General features: G+C 70.2%; 19 protein-coding genes and 2 pseudogenes. 11 read left to right on the plus strand and 10 right to left on the minus strand.

Annotated elements, in window-relative coordinates; translation table 11 throughout:
• The first annotated feature begins 115 nt into the window (after nucleotides 1-115).
• Nucleotides 116-634: a hemerythrin domain-containing protein gene (locus tag U6N30_RS06995; protein WP_324276699.1), complete on the plus strand. Its 519-nt coding sequence runs from the start codon at nucleotides 116-118 to the stop codon at nucleotides 632-634.
• A gap of 541 nt (nucleotides 635-1,175) precedes the next feature.
• Here the strand turns inward: U6N30_RS06995 and U6N30_RS07000 are convergent.
• Entirely contained in the window at nucleotides 1,176-1,505 is a 330-nt protein-coding gene (locus U6N30_RS07000) for a type II toxin-antitoxin system PemK/MazF family toxin (RefSeq protein WP_324276700.1), read from the minus strand.
• A complete protein-coding gene (locus U6N30_RS07005) occupies nucleotides 1,502-1,843 on the minus strand; it encodes a type II toxin-antitoxin system VapB family antitoxin (RefSeq protein ID WP_324276701.1) in 342 nt (113 codons plus the stop codon). Before U6N30_RS07005 ends, U6N30_RS07000 begins: the two co-directional genes overlap by 4 nt.
• 221 nt (nucleotides 1,844-2,064) lie before the next feature.
• On the opposite strand from U6N30_RS07005, the gene U6N30_RS07010 reads away from it, so the two are divergent.
• Complete coding sequence (locus U6N30_RS07010) at nucleotides 2,065-2,361, plus strand: type II toxin-antitoxin system PemK/MazF family toxin (RefSeq protein ID WP_324278194.1); 297 nt, start codon at nucleotides 2,065-2,067, stop codon at nucleotides 2,359-2,361.
• A 246-nt stretch (nucleotides 2,362-2,607) separates the two neighbouring features.
• Here U6N30_RS07010 and U6N30_RS07015 read toward each other — a convergent pair whose 3' ends face one another.
• The 6 genes from U6N30_RS07015 to U6N30_RS07040 form a co-directional block, all read right to left on the minus strand.
• Nucleotides 2,608-3,879, minus strand: coding sequence for an IS110 family RNA-guided transposase (locus U6N30_RS07015; protein WP_324276002.1), 1,272 nt, complete (start codon nucleotides 3,877-3,879; stop codon nucleotides 2,608-2,610).
• A gap of 340 nt (nucleotides 3,880-4,219) precedes the next feature.
• A complete protein-coding gene (locus U6N30_RS07020) occupies nucleotides 4,220-5,032 on the minus strand; it encodes an ABC transporter permease (RefSeq protein WP_324276702.1) in 813 nt (270 codons plus the stop codon).
• The gene (locus tag U6N30_RS07025) at nucleotides 5,029-5,532 is read right to left on the minus strand and encodes a hypothetical protein (protein WP_324276703.1); all 504 of its coding nucleotides are present in this window, start codon (nucleotides 5,530-5,532) and stop codon (nucleotides 5,029-5,031) included. The genes U6N30_RS07020 and U6N30_RS07025 overlap by 4 nt, the downstream gene beginning before the upstream one ends.
• Complete coding sequence (locus tag U6N30_RS07030; protein WP_324276704.1) at nucleotides 5,478-5,927, minus strand: ATP-binding cassette domain-containing protein; 450 nt, start codon at nucleotides 5,925-5,927, stop codon at nucleotides 5,478-5,480. The genes U6N30_RS07025 and U6N30_RS07030 overlap by 55 nt, the downstream gene beginning before the upstream one ends.
• 342 nt (nucleotides 5,928-6,269) lie before the next feature.
• On the minus strand, nucleotides 6,270-6,482 hold the full coding sequence (locus tag U6N30_RS07035) for a helix-turn-helix transcriptional regulator (RefSeq protein WP_324276705.1): 213 nt from the start codon (nucleotides 6,480-6,482) through the stop codon (nucleotides 6,270-6,272).
• Nucleotides 6,479-6,718, minus strand: coding sequence for a hypothetical protein (locus U6N30_RS07040; protein ID WP_324276706.1), 240 nt, complete (start codon nucleotides 6,716-6,718; stop codon nucleotides 6,479-6,481). Before U6N30_RS07040 ends, U6N30_RS07035 begins: the two co-directional genes overlap by 4 nt.
• Nucleotides 6,719-6,730: 12 nt before the next feature.
• Here U6N30_RS07040 and U6N30_RS07045 point away from each other — a divergent pair, with 12 nt between their 5' ends.
• Complete coding sequence (locus tag U6N30_RS07045) at nucleotides 6,731-6,928, plus strand: hypothetical protein (RefSeq protein WP_324276707.1); 198 nt, start codon at nucleotides 6,731-6,733, stop codon at nucleotides 6,926-6,928.
• Nucleotides 6,929-7,195: 267 nt separating this feature from the next.
• Nucleotides 7,196-7,456: a hypothetical protein gene (locus U6N30_RS07050; RefSeq protein WP_324276708.1), complete on the plus strand. Its 261-nt coding sequence runs from the start codon at nucleotides 7,196-7,198 to the stop codon at nucleotides 7,454-7,456.
• Nucleotides 7,457-7,835: 379 nt separating this feature from the next.
• Here U6N30_RS07050 and U6N30_RS07055 read toward each other — a convergent pair whose 3' ends face one another.
• Nucleotides 7,836-8,312, minus strand: coding sequence for a DUF6326 family protein (locus U6N30_RS07055; protein WP_324276709.1), 477 nt, complete (start codon nucleotides 8,310-8,312; stop codon nucleotides 7,836-7,838).
• 189 nt (nucleotides 8,313-8,501) lie between these two features.
• Between U6N30_RS07055 and U6N30_RS07060 the strand changes: the two genes are divergently transcribed.
• The 4 genes from U6N30_RS07060 (at nucleotide 8,502) to U6N30_RS07075 (ending at nucleotide 11,797) form a co-directional block, all read left to right on the plus strand.
• Nucleotides 8,502-9,665 (plus strand): sensor histidine kinase, encoded by a 1,164-nt coding sequence (locus U6N30_RS07060; RefSeq protein WP_324276710.1) that lies wholly within the window; start codon nucleotides 8,502-8,504, stop codon nucleotides 9,663-9,665.
• Nucleotides 9,662-10,318, plus strand: a complete 657-nt coding sequence (locus tag U6N30_RS07065) for a response regulator transcription factor (RefSeq protein ID WP_324276711.1) — start codon at nucleotides 9,662-9,664, stop codon at nucleotides 10,316-10,318. The genes U6N30_RS07060 and U6N30_RS07065 overlap by 4 nt, the downstream gene beginning before the upstream one ends.
• 643 nt (nucleotides 10,319-10,961) lie before the next feature.
• Entirely contained in the window at nucleotides 10,962-11,552 is a 591-nt protein-coding gene (locus U6N30_RS07070) for a class I SAM-dependent methyltransferase (RefSeq protein ID WP_324276712.1), read from the plus strand.
• On the plus strand, nucleotides 11,525-11,797 hold the full coding sequence (locus U6N30_RS07075) for a hypothetical protein (RefSeq protein WP_324276713.1): 273 nt from the start codon (nucleotides 11,525-11,527) through the stop codon (nucleotides 11,795-11,797). Before U6N30_RS07070 ends, U6N30_RS07075 begins: the two co-directional genes overlap by 28 nt.
• Before the next feature lie 102 nt (nucleotides 11,798-11,899).
• Here the strand turns inward: U6N30_RS07075 and U6N30_RS07080 are convergent, their stop codons facing one another.
• The gene (locus U6N30_RS07080) at nucleotides 11,900-12,907 is read right to left on the minus strand and encodes an LLM class flavin-dependent oxidoreductase (RefSeq protein ID WP_324276714.1); all 1,008 of its coding nucleotides are present in this window, start codon (nucleotides 12,905-12,907) and stop codon (nucleotides 11,900-11,902) included.
• 378 nt (nucleotides 12,908-13,285) lie between these two features.
• Between U6N30_RS07080 and U6N30_RS07085 the strand changes: the two are divergent.
• From U6N30_RS07085 to U6N30_RS35330, 3 genes and pseudogenes are all read left to right on the plus strand, one after another.
• Nucleotides 13,286-13,707, plus strand: a pseudogene (locus U6N30_RS07085) (AfsR/SARP family transcriptional regulator); the annotation flags it as partial.
• A gap of 227 nt (nucleotides 13,708-13,934) precedes the next feature.
• Nucleotides 13,935-14,429 carry a hypothetical protein gene (locus U6N30_RS07090; protein ID WP_324278660.1) on the plus strand — a complete coding sequence of 165 codons (495 nt, stop codon included), beginning with the start codon at nucleotides 13,935-13,937 and terminating at the stop codon, nucleotides 14,427-14,429.
• Nucleotides 14,430-14,575: 146 nt separating this feature from the next.
• Nucleotides 14,576-14,698, plus strand: a pseudogene (locus U6N30_RS35330) (hypothetical protein); the annotation flags it as partial.
• Nucleotides 14,699-14,731 lie beyond the last annotated feature (33 nt).

Raw genomic sequence — 14,731 nt, forward strand, 5'->3', positions numbered from 1 at the left:
CTCCGTCACCTGGCGATGGTCACGCCAGGACCCACCCCGCCGGCCAGATGTCGGCCCGGCGGGCCTACTGCTCGCGCACAGCGTGCACGCAGGTGATGCGGGTATGGGGCCCGGCATGTCCGACTTCGAGATCACTGCCTTGGTACTGGCCGAGCACGAAGTCTTCCGGCGGGAGTTCACCGCGCTCGACGACCTGCCGGTCGAGGACCTCGCCGCCGCCTGGGAGGCGCTGCACGCCAAGCTCGAGGTGCATGCGGTGGCCGAGGAGCAGCTGTTCTACCCGCTGCTCGCCCAAGAGGCGGACGGCGAGCAGGAGACGGCGGAGGGTGTGCACGACCACAACGAGATCCGGCACGCCGCGGCGGCCGTCGGGGAGCAGCAGGTCGGCAGCGACGGTTGGTGGGAGGCGGTGCGAAACGCGCGACAGATCAACGCCGACCACATGGCCGAGGAGGAGACGGACTTCTTCCCTCCCTTCGTCGAGGCGGTCGACGACGAGCAGCGCGAGGCCCTCGGGATGCAATGGCTGGCATTCCATGACAAGCACGAAGAGGCCGACGGGCTGTCTGGCGACGACGCGACGGTGGCCGAGGTGATCGCGACCGAGGTGCCAGAGGGGGACCCGTCCCTCTAGGGACGCCACCCCTCATCGCTTCGCCGGTCGGGCGGGCCTAACCCCTGGATCGATCTGTGGCTGGTCGGGAGCGTGGAGCGGGTGACCGGATCGAACCGGCATGGCCAGCTGGGAAGGCTGGGGCCTCCAAGCGTCATCGTGGCTGGTCAGCGCCAAGTCAGGTGGACGCCGTGCCTTCCGCGTGCCTCAGCGCCACGTAGGGCGACCGGAGGGGCAGCTCCTCGTTGTCGCTCGGTCGGTCGCCAGTCGAGTGCTGCGGGTCACGGATGCAACCGGGCCACGCCGGGCCGGGATCACGCGGCCGGAGTGCCGCAAGCCCTGCGTTGCGCTGCGCTGCAAGCGTGCTTGCCCGATGAGCACGTTGCTCTACCCCAGTCTGAGACCGCCGCGGTCCTGCGCCCTGCCTCCCACGCCGGCCGAGGAGAAGGCCCGGTTGTCCTCCCCGTCCCGGAGGGCTCACCGGGCCGGTCCTACGGGATGGTGGCCGACGGCAGGTGCACTGCCCTGCGATGATCCGGATGGTTCCTCCACCGAGACAGCGTTATTCAGCGCAGTCGACCGCGACGGCGAGGGCTCCGCAGATCTGCCGCATGCGGGTGTCGGCCAATCGTCCGAGCCGCTCAACGAGGATCGCGACAGAGACGCTCTCGACCGAGTCCATGTTGACCACGCAACGGCGGGGTACCGGGTCCTCGCCCGGGTCGAGGCCGACTTCGCTGACCAGGCCGCGAATCGTGGTGGTGCATGGTGCGACGAGTGCGCGCCGGTGTCGGGGGATCACGGCGTCGCGGGAGAGCACGACGACCGGGCGGCGCCCGATCTCGGCCATCTCGCACCACCAGACCTCGCCGCGCGCGGGCAGCGCAGTCACGATCGTGCGGCAGCTTCGCGGAACGACGCCAAGTCACCCCACTCGTCCGGTTCCTCGAGCGGGTGTTCGTCGTAGACGGCGTAGCTCACCTCGACTTCGGCTGAACGGTGGCGCGCCAGCAGCGCGCGCAGCGCCTCATCGATCATGGCGGCGTCGGTGCCACCGGATCGCAGACGTCGAGCCGCCTGAAGGAGATCCTCGTCGACGGTGGTGCTGAGCCGTGTTCTACTCATGCCACAATCATGCCACGATTGTCGCCCCAGCACTACGACGACATCTGCATCAGCGCCCGCGGGCTGCCATACGGCGAGCTCAGGCTTACCAGCAGAGGCGAACACGACCGGACCACCGCCCGGGCACCGGTGGGAGCGTCGGTTGGGAGCCTCCATTGAAGCCGGTGCGGGACAGTCTCCACAGCCGTTCGAGCGGCCTTGATCGATGCCGCCAAGGCAGCGGCGCAGGACAGGCTGCGCGCCGAGACTGCTGCGTTGACAGCCGATGACACCGACCGTGCCGAGAGCGCTCAGGTCCTCCGGGACATGGAGACGCTGCGTGCGTGGTGAGGTCTACCGCCTGCGCTTCCCCGGGGTGCCCGAGGCAGGCCGGCACCCGCTATGCCGTCGTCGTCCAGTCCGACCTGCTGCCCCTCTCGATCTGGCTGGTCGCGCCGACGTCCACCTCGGCCCGAGCGGCCACGTTCGGTCCTGTGGTGTCCATCGACGGCCGCCCAACCCGGATGCTGGCCGAACAGACGAGTGCGGTGGACCCGCAGCGCTTAGGTGAGTCGGCCGGACACCTCAGCTTCGATGAATTGCGCCAGGTTGACGCCGCGCTGCGCCTGGTCCTCGGCCTGTGATCAACCCCCGCGACCTGTCCCGCCAGCGGCTCACCGCCGCGCACGAGTTCCCGAGTTCCTCACGATGGCCTTCCGAGGACTTTCGCTCGTGGATGACCACGTAGGCCGTGCCTAAAGCCCCCGGCCCCGCAACCCTCAGTCCCTGATCCGAAAATGACTGATCCGAAAATGACTGGGGTAGGGCGAACGGGACCGTCGGCTCGGGGTAGGGCTGCGCCGAGTCGGGGACGGGCGAACGGTTGTGGGTCAGGCGGCCGGGGTGAGGGTGACGGTGTAGCCGAGCGCTTGGAGTTGGTGAACGTAGGCGCGGCGGCGGCGGTCGGGGTCGGTGCGTTTGGCGTGGAAGTCCGAGCCGAGGTCGATGAAGTGTGCGTCGGGATCGGACAGCAGATGCCAGATGATCACCAGCATGGAGCGGCCGACGGCGACGACGGCCCTCTTCCCTCCTCGGCGGCGGGCCAGGCGGCGATATCGCTCACCGAGGAAGGTGTCGGTCTTCGCCGCGCCAGCGACGGCCTCGCCGATGACCTTGGCCAGATAGCGGTTGCCGTGGCCGGTGCTGCCCGGTCCCTTCTTCTTGCCGGCCGATTCCTTGGTGGCCGGAGCGAAACGGGCCCAGGCGCACAGGTGTCCGGGGGTGGGGAACCTGCCCATGTCCAAGCCGATCTCGGCCACGATCGCGCTGGCGGCGGCGCGGCCGATGCCCGGAATCTCATCCAGCTTCGCCACCGCGTGGCCGAAAGGGGCGACCATCTCCTCGATCATCGCCTCGAGCCCAGCAATATCGGCGGTCAGACCGTCGATGCGAGCCAGCATCGTGGTCAGCAGCCGCGCGTGGTGATCGGTGAAGTAGCCGGTGAACGCCTCTTCCAGATCGGTGAGCTTGCCCCGCATCCGCCCCCGGGCCAGCTGGGCCAGCACCTTGGGGTCCCGCTGCCCGCCGATCAGCGCGGCGAGCATGTCTCGCCCGGAGACGCCGAAGATGTCGCTGACCACCACCGACAGCTTGATCTGGGCGTCTTCGAGCAGCTTCTCCACCCGCTGCTTCTCCGCGGTACGCACCTCGACGAGATCGGCCCGGTACCGGGTGACATCCCGCAGCCGGCGGATCGGCGGCGGCGGCACGAAGCTGGGCCGCAGCATGCCGCGCTCGGCGAGCTTGCACAGCCACACCGCGTCCAGCTTGTCGGTCTTGGGCCGCCCGGGCAGGTGCTTGACGTCGCGGGCGTTGACCAGTTCAGGGTTCAGCCCGTGGGCCTCCAGCAGATAGAACGGAGGCTTCCAGTAGTCGCTGGTGGCCTCCATGACCACCTCGGTGACACCCAGCTCGGTCAGCCGGTCGACCATGACCAGCAGTGAGCGGGTCATCGTGCGGTAGGTGACCACCTCTTGCATCCGCCTGCCCGCGCGTTGCGGATGCGGCACTCGCACGCAGCACACCAGCTCGGCCTTGCCGATATCGAGCGCCGCGACCCGGGCGACGATCTCCTCGACCTGTTCGTCCTCGTTCAGCACCACGGCCTCCTCACCGGCGCCACCGTCACGGCGTCACCCGCGAGGACCGCTGGGCAAGAACTGCAATCTGATCCGCGTGCTCGAAGCGACAAGGAAGCGCCCACGACGCGGCCCTCGGCACCCTGCTCCCTCACGACCTCCCACGATCAAGGACAACCGGCGTCAGCGGGTGACCGACACATTTTCAGCGCGGAACGCGCGGCCGCCAAGGCCACCGATGCTCCCTGAGCAAGTCACTCAATACCCGTCTATGGCTCCGCGGCACGCTGAGCCGGTCCACGACGAGGACGGCGGTATCCGGCACTCACACATGAGCGTCGGATACCGCCTACTGCGTGTCCGACTACTTGACCTCGGAGCGGCGCAGGAAGAGCAGCCCGATGACTAGCGGGAGCGCGATCCAGATGCCGGTGGTCGAGGCCAGCATCGCCCATTCCCTCGCCGTGTCCGTGTCGCGCTCGAACAATGCGACCTGCGTGTAGTTCCAGTCGATCCACGGCTGCAGGTCGGCGAACCACGAGCGTACCTGGGCGAGAAGGGCAAGGATGCCCGGCAGGACCAGGGAGACGACGAAGTAGCCCACGATCGCTGCCGCGGAGTTGCGCAGCACGACACCGAGCGTGAAGCCGATGGCCATGCCGACCAGGTTCCCCAGGAGGACCTGCGCCGCGGCTGCCAGGGAGACGTCCCAGACCGTGTCGAGGCCCATGATCGTGGACCCGAGCAGGTTGCCGACGACACCGACGGCGAACGCGACGGCCATCGAGACGACCCCGACCACGAAGGTCGCGAACGCCTTGGCCCCGATGACGCGGCTGCGGCTCGGCACGAGCGTGAACGTCGTGAGCCCGCTGCGCTGGCTCCACTCACTGGTGACGCCCAGGATCGCGATCATCGGCAGGATCACCGACATCGGGAAGCCGATCGCCGCGGCGAAGGTCTCGTAGGCGATCTCGCTGTCCGGAGCGAAGATGAGGACCGACCCGGTCGCGATGATCGACAGGACACCGATGCTGAGGAGCATCCAGAAGCCCGAGCGGGTGTTGAACATCTTGCGGAGCTCGGTCTTGACGAGCCGGGTGGTCGGGATGGGACGGACGATCCGTCGGGCCGGCGCGGCCTCGATGGTGTCGGGAGAGATGATCGTGGCGGTCATGCCGCAACTCCGTCGCGTTGGGTGTCGGCAGTGAGCGACAGGAACATGTCTTCGAGCCCGGCGCCCTCGGCGGACCGGAGCTCGGTGAGGGCGATGCCCGCTGTCAGGGCCACGGCCCCGACTCGAGCGGGGTCGGCGTCCGTGCGGACCGAGCCGTCCCCTGCGAGCGTGCTGGGGATCCCGGCCAGCTCCAGGGCGTGCGCGAGGTCGCGCGGTGACGTCGACCGGACGAGCGTCCCCGCTGCGGCCAGCAGCTCTTCCTTGCTGCCGGACGCGACGATCTTGCCGTTCCCGATGACGACCAGGTCGTCGGCGATGACCTCGATCTCGTGCAGCAGGTGCGAGGACAACAGGACGGTGCCGCCCTGGCCGGCGAAGCCCGTCAGCAGGTCGCGCATCCACCGGATCCCGGCCGGGTCGAGCCCGTTGGCCGGTTCGTCGAGGATCAGCACCCGGGGGCCCCCGAGCAGGGCGGTGCCGATGCCCAGTCGCTGACGCATGCCGAGGAGTAGTTGCGCACGCGTCGCTTGGCCTCGGTGGGTGTCAGGCTGACGAGCTCGAGCATCTCGTCGACGCGGCGGCGGGGCAGGCCCATGGTGTCGGCGGCGATCGTGAGGATCTCGCGTCCGGTGCGACCGGCGTGCTGGGCGGAGGCGTCCAGGAGGACGCCCACCTCGAGGCCGGGGTTGGGGAGGTCGGCGAACCGTTCTCCGTTGATGGTCGCGGTGCCGGACGTCGCGACGGTCAGGCCGACCATCACGCGCATCGTGGTGGACTTGCCGGCGCCGTTCGGGCCGAGGAAGCCGGTGACGCGACCGGGCAGGGCGGTGAAGGAGACGTTGTCGACGGCGGTGAAGCCGGCGTACCTCCGGGTCAGTGACTCAACAGTGATCATGTGACAACCCTCGCCGCGTCGCGGCGTGCGCACATCGGTGTGATGGCCAGTCTTGGCCTAGCCGAAAGTATGGGCGCCGGACCATGCCTTGGGCCGATCTCAGGACCTGGCTTAGCGCACCGCCGGTTACCGCATCGGACAGAAGCGGGGCATGAACCGCAACGCGGGTCTCAGGTCGAGCTGCCGCTGACGAGCAGCGTGGAGGCGACGTCCGGGCCTCGCCCTTTGCGCGACCCAGGCGGGTCCGGTGGCGGCAGTGATGCGCTCCAGTTGCTGCCTTGTCTGCACGCGACTGGCTTGTGGAAAGAGCACCCGTTGCGCCGGTGGAACCGGACGCCGAAATCATTCGGGGTAGTCGAACACTTCGTCGAGAGGGCGCCGCAGAACCCGGGCGATCAGGAACGCGGCTTCCAGTGAGGGCGAGTACTTCCCACCTTCGATCGCGTTCACGGTCTGGCGCGTCACCCCGATGCGCTGCGCGAGCTCTGCCTGGCTGAGTCGCGCGCTGAGGCGGAGTTCCCTGATCCGGTTCGTGACTCGGGTCGGCTTTGTCACGGTCTGGTGCCTCTTCGGTACTGGAGGAGCTTGCTGATGCCCTCGCTCACCTCCGCGAGGACCCAGGCGGCCACCAGCGTCTGGCCGATCCAGAAGGCCGCTGCGTCGAGCATCGCGAGCACGATCCCCGCGAACACCCCCACCGCGAGGATGTAGCCACTGAGCCGCTCGGAGCGCAGGGCGATGAGCTGGTCACGTTCGTCGTGCGCGGAGTTGGCCTCTCTGCGGCCGAGCACGGCGAGGACGATGTGGGACCCGGCCGCCAGACTGGTGAGGAGGATCGTCGCGAGGATGAACAGTCCGGTGAACGCTCCCTGCCGGTCGGGGAGGCTGCGACCGGACCCAGGACCAACGCGAAGTACGCCCCGAAGACGACGACCAGCAACAGCGTCATCGTCAACGTGCTCTTCTCGATGAACGTCACGAGGCGTCTCCTAGATGTCTAGAATCCTCGACAGAATGACGGTGCGTCGGGCCGATGCGGGCGTCAAGAATCTTTACATTTACGTAGCGAGCACCGATCCGCGTCCCCTCGGTCGGCACCAGCACACGGCAGCCGGCGACGAGCTTGCGCCCGGTGTGTGCGCTCTCCGTCGGCCCGCGCACGTCGGAGGCCAGATGAGGCCGGACGACCGCCGTGACCGGTCATCGAGATCTGCTACCGCTGCGCGGGTTCGACCTCCCCGTGTCCTGATGCGATGACGACCCCCAGCGTGGAAGCCGGGCTGTCACGTAGCCAGAAGGGCTACCTGGGCAGGCTCGGCCAGTCGTCGAAGCCACGTCCCGGCGGCGTTCGCAAGAACGCCCGCACCGAGCAGGACCGGCACGAGCACGACAGGTCCGAACAGGAACATCCCTGCTGGTCACGAGCGGCGGCGTGGGCAGACCACGCGGCCGCGAACCCGGTGGCCATTCCCGTCGTCGCCAGCAGCGGCCTCAGCTTCCAGTACATCAGCACCACAACCAGGAGGTAGGTCAGGGCGCAGCCGACGCCCTGCGCCGTGCGGTAGGGGCCTTGGAAGGACTGGGGACACCTCGTCCCAGTGGTACTCGCTGTCCCACAGCCAGACCGCCCAGGTGACGAGACCCGCCGCGCACCCCCGAGCAGCAGGGGAGCGCTGCGGTCGCCGCTCGCCCCGTGCGCGGACGGGAAGGGCTGCGCAACATCCGGTCAGGGCGATGTCGGGTCGGGCGACTGGCGCAGTGCGTCCGCCGCCAGCTCGATGTGAGGGTTGCCGACCATCGGGAGCACTGACCCTCCGCGAGAGGGTCACCGGTTCAACCACAGGAACCCCGGTCGTTGCTTCCCAGAGCTGCTGTCACCGACCACGGGCACCGGGCCTGCCTCGAGCGTCACACCCGGGCCTGGGCGAGGTCGCGGCCGGCGGTGGCTCGAGTGGTCCGGGGCCAGGTCCATGCGGCGCGCAGGATGAAGGCCAGGAGCAGCACCTCGAGTCCGATGGAGAGGCCGTAGAAATAGGAGTAGGCCCAGGACTCACCGTCCGCGTTGTAGATCGAGGCGGGGATGTAGAGCGTTGCCACGACGAGGTTGGTGGCGCGGTTGACACGGGCGGGCAGTGTCGTGGAGAGCAGGATCATGAGGCTCGGGATGGCCATGAGCGTGAGCGCAAGGGCGACGAAGGTCGGGCCGGTGTCGAACTCATGGACGACGCCGACCGAGATGTCGTCGATGACGCCGGGCTTGTACAGGGCGAGGTAGTCGACGTAGATGTAGAGGAACATGACGCTCGCCCAGGCCGCGGCGAGCTTCGCTTGAACCGGGAGTCGCGCTTCCTGGAATGCGCCGGCGGTCGTGCTGCTTCTGGTCATCACTTCTCCTGTGTGCTGCTGGCGCGCTGGCCACGTCGGCTCAGTCGGTGTCTCACCATGACCGGATCGATCACCTGCCACCTCCGCCTGCGGGCTCCAGCTGTCCTGGCCGCAGGGACGGGACATCCGCTGTACTTTCGGCTGATCCGCCCGAGCGGCGGCCCCTCTACGTTGGCGGGGAGGGGAAGCATGCTGGCTGCGTTGTGGGCCGAGCCGCGCCCCGCAGACCCGCCGGCGCGGGTCTGGCGGGACTGGGCTCTCGTGGTGGTCCTCGTCGCGGGCACGTTCGTCGAGATGCTGCTGCGCGAGGACAAGGCGTGGGCGCCCTTGGTCGTCAGCGTCAGCCTGGTCGTCGCAGCGTGTCTGCTGTGGCGGCGCACCCAGCCGCTGGCCGCGTTCGCCGTCGCCTTCGGAGCCCTGCTCGCCTTCGATGTCGTCAGGATCGTGGCTGCGCCGGCGCAGGGACTTCCGGCCGGCCCTGTCGATACCACCGGGCTGCTCAGCATCGCCGGGGTGCTCCTGCTGCCCTACGCGCTGCTGCGGTGGGGTGCGGGTCGGGAGGTCGCCCTCGGTCTTGCCCTGATGCTCGTCTGGCTGCCCGTCACCCATGTCGCGGACCCGACCTCGCCAGCGGAGATGGTCGCCGGCTACGGCTTCTTCCTGTTCTCGGCCGCGATGGGCGCGGCAGTGCGCTACCGCACCAGCAGCCGCGTCCGCGAGATCGAGCAGGTGCGGTTGCGCCAGCGCAACGAACTGGCCCGCGAGCTGCATGACACGGTCGGACATCGCGTCTCGGCGATCGCCGTCCAGGCGCAGGCAGGTCGCGCGCTGTCGGCTGCAGATCCTGAGCGCGCGCTGGCCACGCTGGTCACCATCGAGGAGGAGGCGTCCCGGACTCTCAAGGAGATGCGGGCGCTGGTGGGTGTGCTGCGCGACGGAACGGACGCCGATCTCGCCCCGCGCCGGGGCGTGGCGGACATCGAGCGGCTCGCTCGGCCCGGTGGAGAGGTGCTGGGCGTCCGCGTGCAGGTCTCCGGTGACGTCGATGCCGTGGACTCAGCAGTCAGCACCGCCGTCTACCTGATCGCCGCCGAGGCGGTCACCAACGCGACCCGGCACGCAGCCGGGGCTACCCAGGTCACCATCGACGTCGCCGCATCCCGCGGCCAGGTGCGCCTGAGAATTCACGACGACGGCGCAGCCAGTACGGCCGGATCTGCTCCGGCCGGCTTCGGGCTGCGCGGCATGGCGGAACGGGCGAGCCTCCTCGGAGGCACCCTCCAGGCGGGACCTGACCCGCACGGCGGCTGGAGCGTTGACGCCTCGCTGCCTCACACGGTGCGTACGGCATGACCATCCGCGTGCTCGTCGCCGACGATCAGGACTTCGTCAGGGCGGGGCTGTGCATGATTCTGGACGCCCAGCCAGGCATCACCGTCGTCGGCGAGGCCGCTGACGGCCGACGGGCGATCGCGATGGCGCGTTCGCTGCGTCCCGATGTGTGCCTGCTGGACATCCGCATGCCTGATGTCGACGGGATCGAGGCCACCCGGCAGCTCGCCGGGCCCGATGTCGTCGAGCCCCTGGCCGTCGTCGTCATCACCACGTTCGACCTCGACGAGTACGTCTACGGCGCGCTGAAGGCAGGCGCCCGCGGATTCCTGCTCAAGGACGCCGGCGCCGAGATGCTCGCCCAGGCCGTCCATGCCGCCGCCCGTGGCGACGCCCTGATTGCACCGAACATCACCGCCAGGCTTCTGTCCTCCTTCGCCGACAAGCGCTCGCGCCCAATGCCACCCGAGCCCGTTGAGCCGCTGACCTCTCGGGAGGAACAGGTCCTGCTCGCTGCCGCTCGAGGGAGGACCAACGGCGAGATCGGCGATGAGCTGTCGATCAGCCTCAGCACCGTCAAGACACACATCGCCGCCCTGATGCGCAAGCTCAATGCCCGTAACCGCGTCGAGATCGTCATGTGGGCCTACGAGACGCGCCGCGTCGACACCTGATCCGCTCGCAGGCCCCGAGGTCACAGCGGTGACGTCTCAGCCGAAAGTGCGAGGCGCCGGTCGTCCCGCGCCCAGGGCAGAGCCCACAGAGGGATGAAGCCGTCACAAGGCCCCGCCATCGTGAGGGACTGCTGCACGAGTAGGTGACATCCGATCTGCTGCCTCTCTCGACCTGGCTGGTCGCGCCGACGTCCACCTCGGCCCGAGCGGCCACGTTCCGTCCTGAGGTCTCCATCGAGGGCCGCCCCACCCGGGTGCTGGCCGAGCGACCAGTGCCGTGGATCCGCAGCGCCTGGGGAGTCGGTCGGGCACCTCAGCTTCGATGAACTGCGCCAGGTAGACGCCGCGCTGCGCTGGTCCTCGGCCTGCGACCAACACCCCGCAACCTGTTCCGCCAGCGGCTCACCGCCGAGCACGAGTCGTCCTCCACCAGCAGTCGCTCCTCGTGATCAACCTGCTCCTCGAGTGGCTGAAGGGGAGCGCCACGGCCCTGCGTGGTCACCGCCTCCTCCCAAGCAGCCCGGGGGCTCCGCGCAGGCGTGACGATCGCACGGGGCTGCATCCGGGTTGCAGCCGCTCTGCAACGTGCCGGGCCCATCGTCGGCGCACGGCGGAACCACCGCCCGACCGCGAGGAGCGAGCAATGACCGACACCATCGACGCGATCACCGCCGATCGCGCGCTCAAGGCCCGGCACCGCGCCATCTGGGCGCTGGGCGACTACCCCGCCGTTGCCACGCGGCTGATCCCCGAGCTGGGTCGGGTGCTGGTCGCCGCGGCGGAGGTCCGACGCGGGGACCGGGTCCTCGACGTGGCGGCGGGAACCGGCAATGCCGCTGTGCCCGCTGCGCGCACCGGCGCCGATGTCGTGGCCTCTGACCTCACGCCGGAGCTGTTCGCGGCGGGACGCGAGTTCGCGGCGCGCGAGGGTGTCGACGTGGCGTGGGAGGAGGGCGACGCCGAGGCGCTGCCCTACGCCGACGGTGCGTTCGACGTCGTCATGTCCTGCGTCGGCGTGATGTTCGCGCCGCACCACCAGCAGGCTGCCGACGAGCTGGTGCGGGTGTGCCGCTCCGGTGGGCGGATCGGCCTCATCAGCTGGACTCCCGAAGGTTTCGTCGGCGAGCTGTTCCGGACGATGAAGCCCTATGCGCCCGCACCGCCCCCGGCGCCCAGCCGCCCCCGTTGTGGGGCGACGAGGGCCACGTGCGCGGCCTCCTCGGCGATGCGGTGACCGACGTGGTCGCCCGGCGGCAGACCGTGACGGTCGGCGGCTTCGAGACGCCCGAGACGTGGCGGGATTTCTGGAAGTCGGTCTACGGGCCGACGATCGTGGCCTACCGCAACATTGCCGACGACCCCGACCGCGTGGCGGCTCTCGACCGCGATCTCGCGGCGCTCGCCGCTCGGTACGACCGCGGCGCCGGGACGACGGTCATGGACTGGGAGTACCTGCTCCTGACCGGGCGTCGCACCTGAGCGACGCGCGGCACCAGCGGTAGGGGCGTTCCCTTCTCGGGGAGCGCCCCTGCTTCCGCGCGCGGGACGACATGGTCGACATGTCTGGTCGGGCGGGTGGGGCTACCGGCTTCTGACGTCGGTGGGACGCAGGACCTCGAGGGCGTACTCCAGCTCGGCCACCGGCCGCCCGGGCGGCAGCACGAGCACGGGCAGCTCCGCCCCCGCGTCGAACCAGCCGGCGATGCCGGCCCGGCCGGTCTCGGCGCTCCCGGAGATGACGAGCTCGTCGATGAGCACCTGCGCGTCCGACGGGATCTCCGTGCTGCCCCGGGTCCGGTTCGCGTCGAGGACCACGTCGACGGCTCCGCCGAGGCCGAGTCGGCGCAGCGTTCGTCCGTAGATCGGACCCATGCCCGTCAGGTACGTCACCACCCACCAGGAAGCCATCGCTCGCGCCGTGGCGGGATCCCGCGCGACCGCGACCGGCAGACCGGGGCTGACCAGGGGCACGGGCCGGGCTGCATCGATCGCGCCGTCCTGGAGCAGTTGGACTCCGTCCGGCAGACCGGACCGTGGCAGCAGGAACGGGTACCAGGCGTCGGCGATCTCCCCGGCGAGGCGGACGGCGCGCGGTCCCAGTCCGGCGAGGTGCACCGGGATCCCAGGGCGCGGCTCGACAGCCAACCGCAGCGGCCGCTGGCCGTCGGCCAGCGACGGGCTCATCCGCTCTCCGGCGAGGAGCGCCCGCACCTCCCGCGTGACCGACTCCAGGCGTGCGACCGGGACGGCGAACCGCTGGTCGTGCCAGCCTTCGGCCAGCTGTGGCGAACCGGCGCCCAGCCCGAGGACGAACCGGCCGCCGGACACCGCGTCGAGGGATGCGGCCAGCATCGCGATGCCGGCCGGGCTGCGGCCCCAGACGTTGAGCACACCGGTGCCGAGGCGGATCCGGGAGGTTCGGGCGGCGATCGTGCCGAGCAGCACGGGGGCGTCGTGTCCCCAACCCTCCGCGAGCAAGAAGGCGTCGTAGCCGAGTTCCTCGGCCCGCTCGGCGAGGTGCAGGACGACCTCGTGGCGGCTCTCCATCGGAGTGACGCCGACGGCAAGGCGTCGGGTCGGTGCGGTCATGTTCCGGCCTTCCGGCTGGCGATCACCTCGGTGATCTCGATGCTGTCGGCTCGAACATCTGGTCCTCCAGCGGCGCGCGCCACTACTGTCCGCCTCGCCCGTTGCAATGCGATTGCAGGCCAGGACAGACAGGTGCTGGATGGTGCGCTTACGGATCCTGGGGCCGCTGCAGGTCGAGGACGAAAGCGGACCGGCCGCCGTCGGCGGTTCCAAGCCGCGCGCGCTGCTGGCCGTCCTGTTGGTCGCCGGGGGTGAGGTGGTGCCTGCCGATCGGCTGGTCGAGGCCCTGTGGGGAAACGCCCCACCCCCGCGGCGCCGGCCGCGCTACGCGCCTACGCCTCCCGGCTGCGCGGCGTCCTCGGTGCCGCCGCGCACCTGGTGCACCGCCCACCGGGGTACTGCCTGGACCTCGATGCCGCGACGCTCGACGCCGCGGAGTTCGAGCAGCTGGTCGCCTCCGCTCGGGCTGCCGCCGGGGCGGGCGATCCCGGGCGGGCACTGGCCGACCTCGACGCCGCCCTCGCGCTGTGGCGGGGAACGCGCTCGCCGAGTTCGCCGACGAGGATTTCGCCGCAGCAACGGCCGCGCGGCTCAACGAGCTTCGTGTGGACGCGCTCGAGGACCGCGCGAAGGCGCTGCTGGAACTGGGGCGGGCAGCCGAGGCGGTACCTGAACTGGAGGCGCTGGTGCGTCGCCACCCGTCGCGGGAGCGGCTGGCGGTGGCCTTGATGAGGGCGCTGTACGCGACGGGACGCCAGGCCGACGCGCTGACCGCGTATCACGACTTGCGCGCCCGCCTCGACGACGATCTGGGCGTCGAGCCCGCCGCGCCGGCACAGGCGCTCAACCGGCGGATTCTGCTCCACGACCCGGCGCTGGCCGCAGCCCCACGGCAGGGAAACCTTCCGCGGCGGGCGAGCGGGTTCGTCGGCCGCGGCGCAGAGATCGAACGCGTCCTGGCCGCACTGCGCGCCGGGCCGCTGGTCACCCTGACCGGCGTCGGGGGGCGGGGAAGTCGCGTCTCGCGGTGGAGGTCGCGGCCCGCGACCAGACGCGGTTCCCCGACGGCGTCTGGCTCTGCGAGCTCGCCGCCCTTGCGGATGAGAGCCCGGTCGGGCACGTCGTGGCCAATGCCCTGCGCATCCAGCAGCGTCCCGGCCTGTCGATCGAGCAGACCGTGATCGAGTACCTGCACACGCGGACCCTGCTGCTCGTCGTGGACAACTGCGAGCACGTGCTGGCACATGCCGGCCGGCTCATCGCCGATGTCGTGCAGCAGTGCCCGCAGATCGTGGTCCTCGCGACCAGCCGCGAGCCGCTCGGTGTCGAGGGGAACAGCTGTGGCCGATCCGGCCTCTGCCGGTCGAGGACGCCACGGACCTGTTCCTCCAACGGGCCCGCGCGGCGTCGCCCGAGGTCCGGCTCGAGCCGGCCGCCGCGGACGCGGTGGCCGCGATCTGCGCCCGGCTCGACGGCCTGCCGCTGGGCATCGAACTCGCCGCTGCGCGGATGCGTGTCATGAGTCCGGTGGAGATCGCTCAGCGGCTCGAGGAGACTCCGCTGCTCGGCGGGGGACGGGGCCCGGTCGCGCGGCACCAGAGCCTGACAGCGGCGATCGAGTGGTCCTATCGCCTGCTCCCCGAGGCAGAGCGGCAACTGTTCCGCAGCATGTCGGTGTTCGTGGGTGGTGCCGACCTGCGCGCGGTGCACCGGGTCGCCGACCCGGCGGCAGCCGAGGACGACACGTTGGACCGGCTGACGCGGCTCGTCGACCGCTCCATGGTGGTGGCCGCAAGCGGTGTCCACAGTCGCTACCGACTGCTG

The organism is Blastococcus brunescens, from assembly GCF_035320885.1.
Lineage (GTDB): Bacteria > Actinomycetota > Actinomycetes > Mycobacteriales > Geodermatophilaceae > Blastococcus_B > Blastococcus_B brunescens.

Excerpts from the sequence above, each read along its gene's own strand:
- U6N30_RS07060 (WP_324276710.1), top strand. The coding sequence starts at position 8,502 with ATGCTGGCTGCGTTGTGGGCCGAGCCGCGCCCCGCAGACCCGCCGGCG.
- U6N30_RS07020 (WP_324276702.1), bottom strand. The coding sequence starts at position 5,032 with ATGACCGCCACGATCATCTCTCCCGACACCATCGAGGCCGCGCCGGCC.
- U6N30_RS07025 (WP_324276703.1), bottom strand. The coding sequence starts at position 5,532 with ATGCGTCAGCGACTGGGCATCGGCACCGCCCTGCTCGGGGGCCCCCGG.
- U6N30_RS07080 (WP_324276714.1), bottom strand. The coding sequence starts at position 12,907 with ATGACCGCACCGACCCGACGCCTTGCCGTCGGCGTCACTCCGATGGAG.
- U6N30_RS07030 (WP_324276704.1), bottom strand. The coding sequence starts at position 5,927 with ATGATCACTGTTGAGTCACTGACCCGGAGGTACGCCGGCTTCACCGCC.
- U6N30_RS07065 (WP_324276711.1), top strand. The coding sequence starts at position 9,662 with ATGACCATCCGCGTGCTCGTCGCCGACGATCAGGACTTCGTCAGGGCG.
- U6N30_RS07055 (WP_324276709.1), bottom strand. The coding sequence starts at position 8,312 with ATGACCAGAAGCAGCACGACCGCCGGCGCATTCCAGGAAGCGCGACTC.
- U6N30_RS07070 (WP_324276712.1), top strand. The coding sequence starts at position 10,962 with ATGACCGACACCATCGACGCGATCACCGCCGATCGCGCGCTCAAGGCC.
- U6N30_RS06995 (WP_324276699.1), top strand. The coding sequence starts at position 116 with ATGTCCGACTTCGAGATCACTGCCTTGGTACTGGCCGAGCACGAAGTC.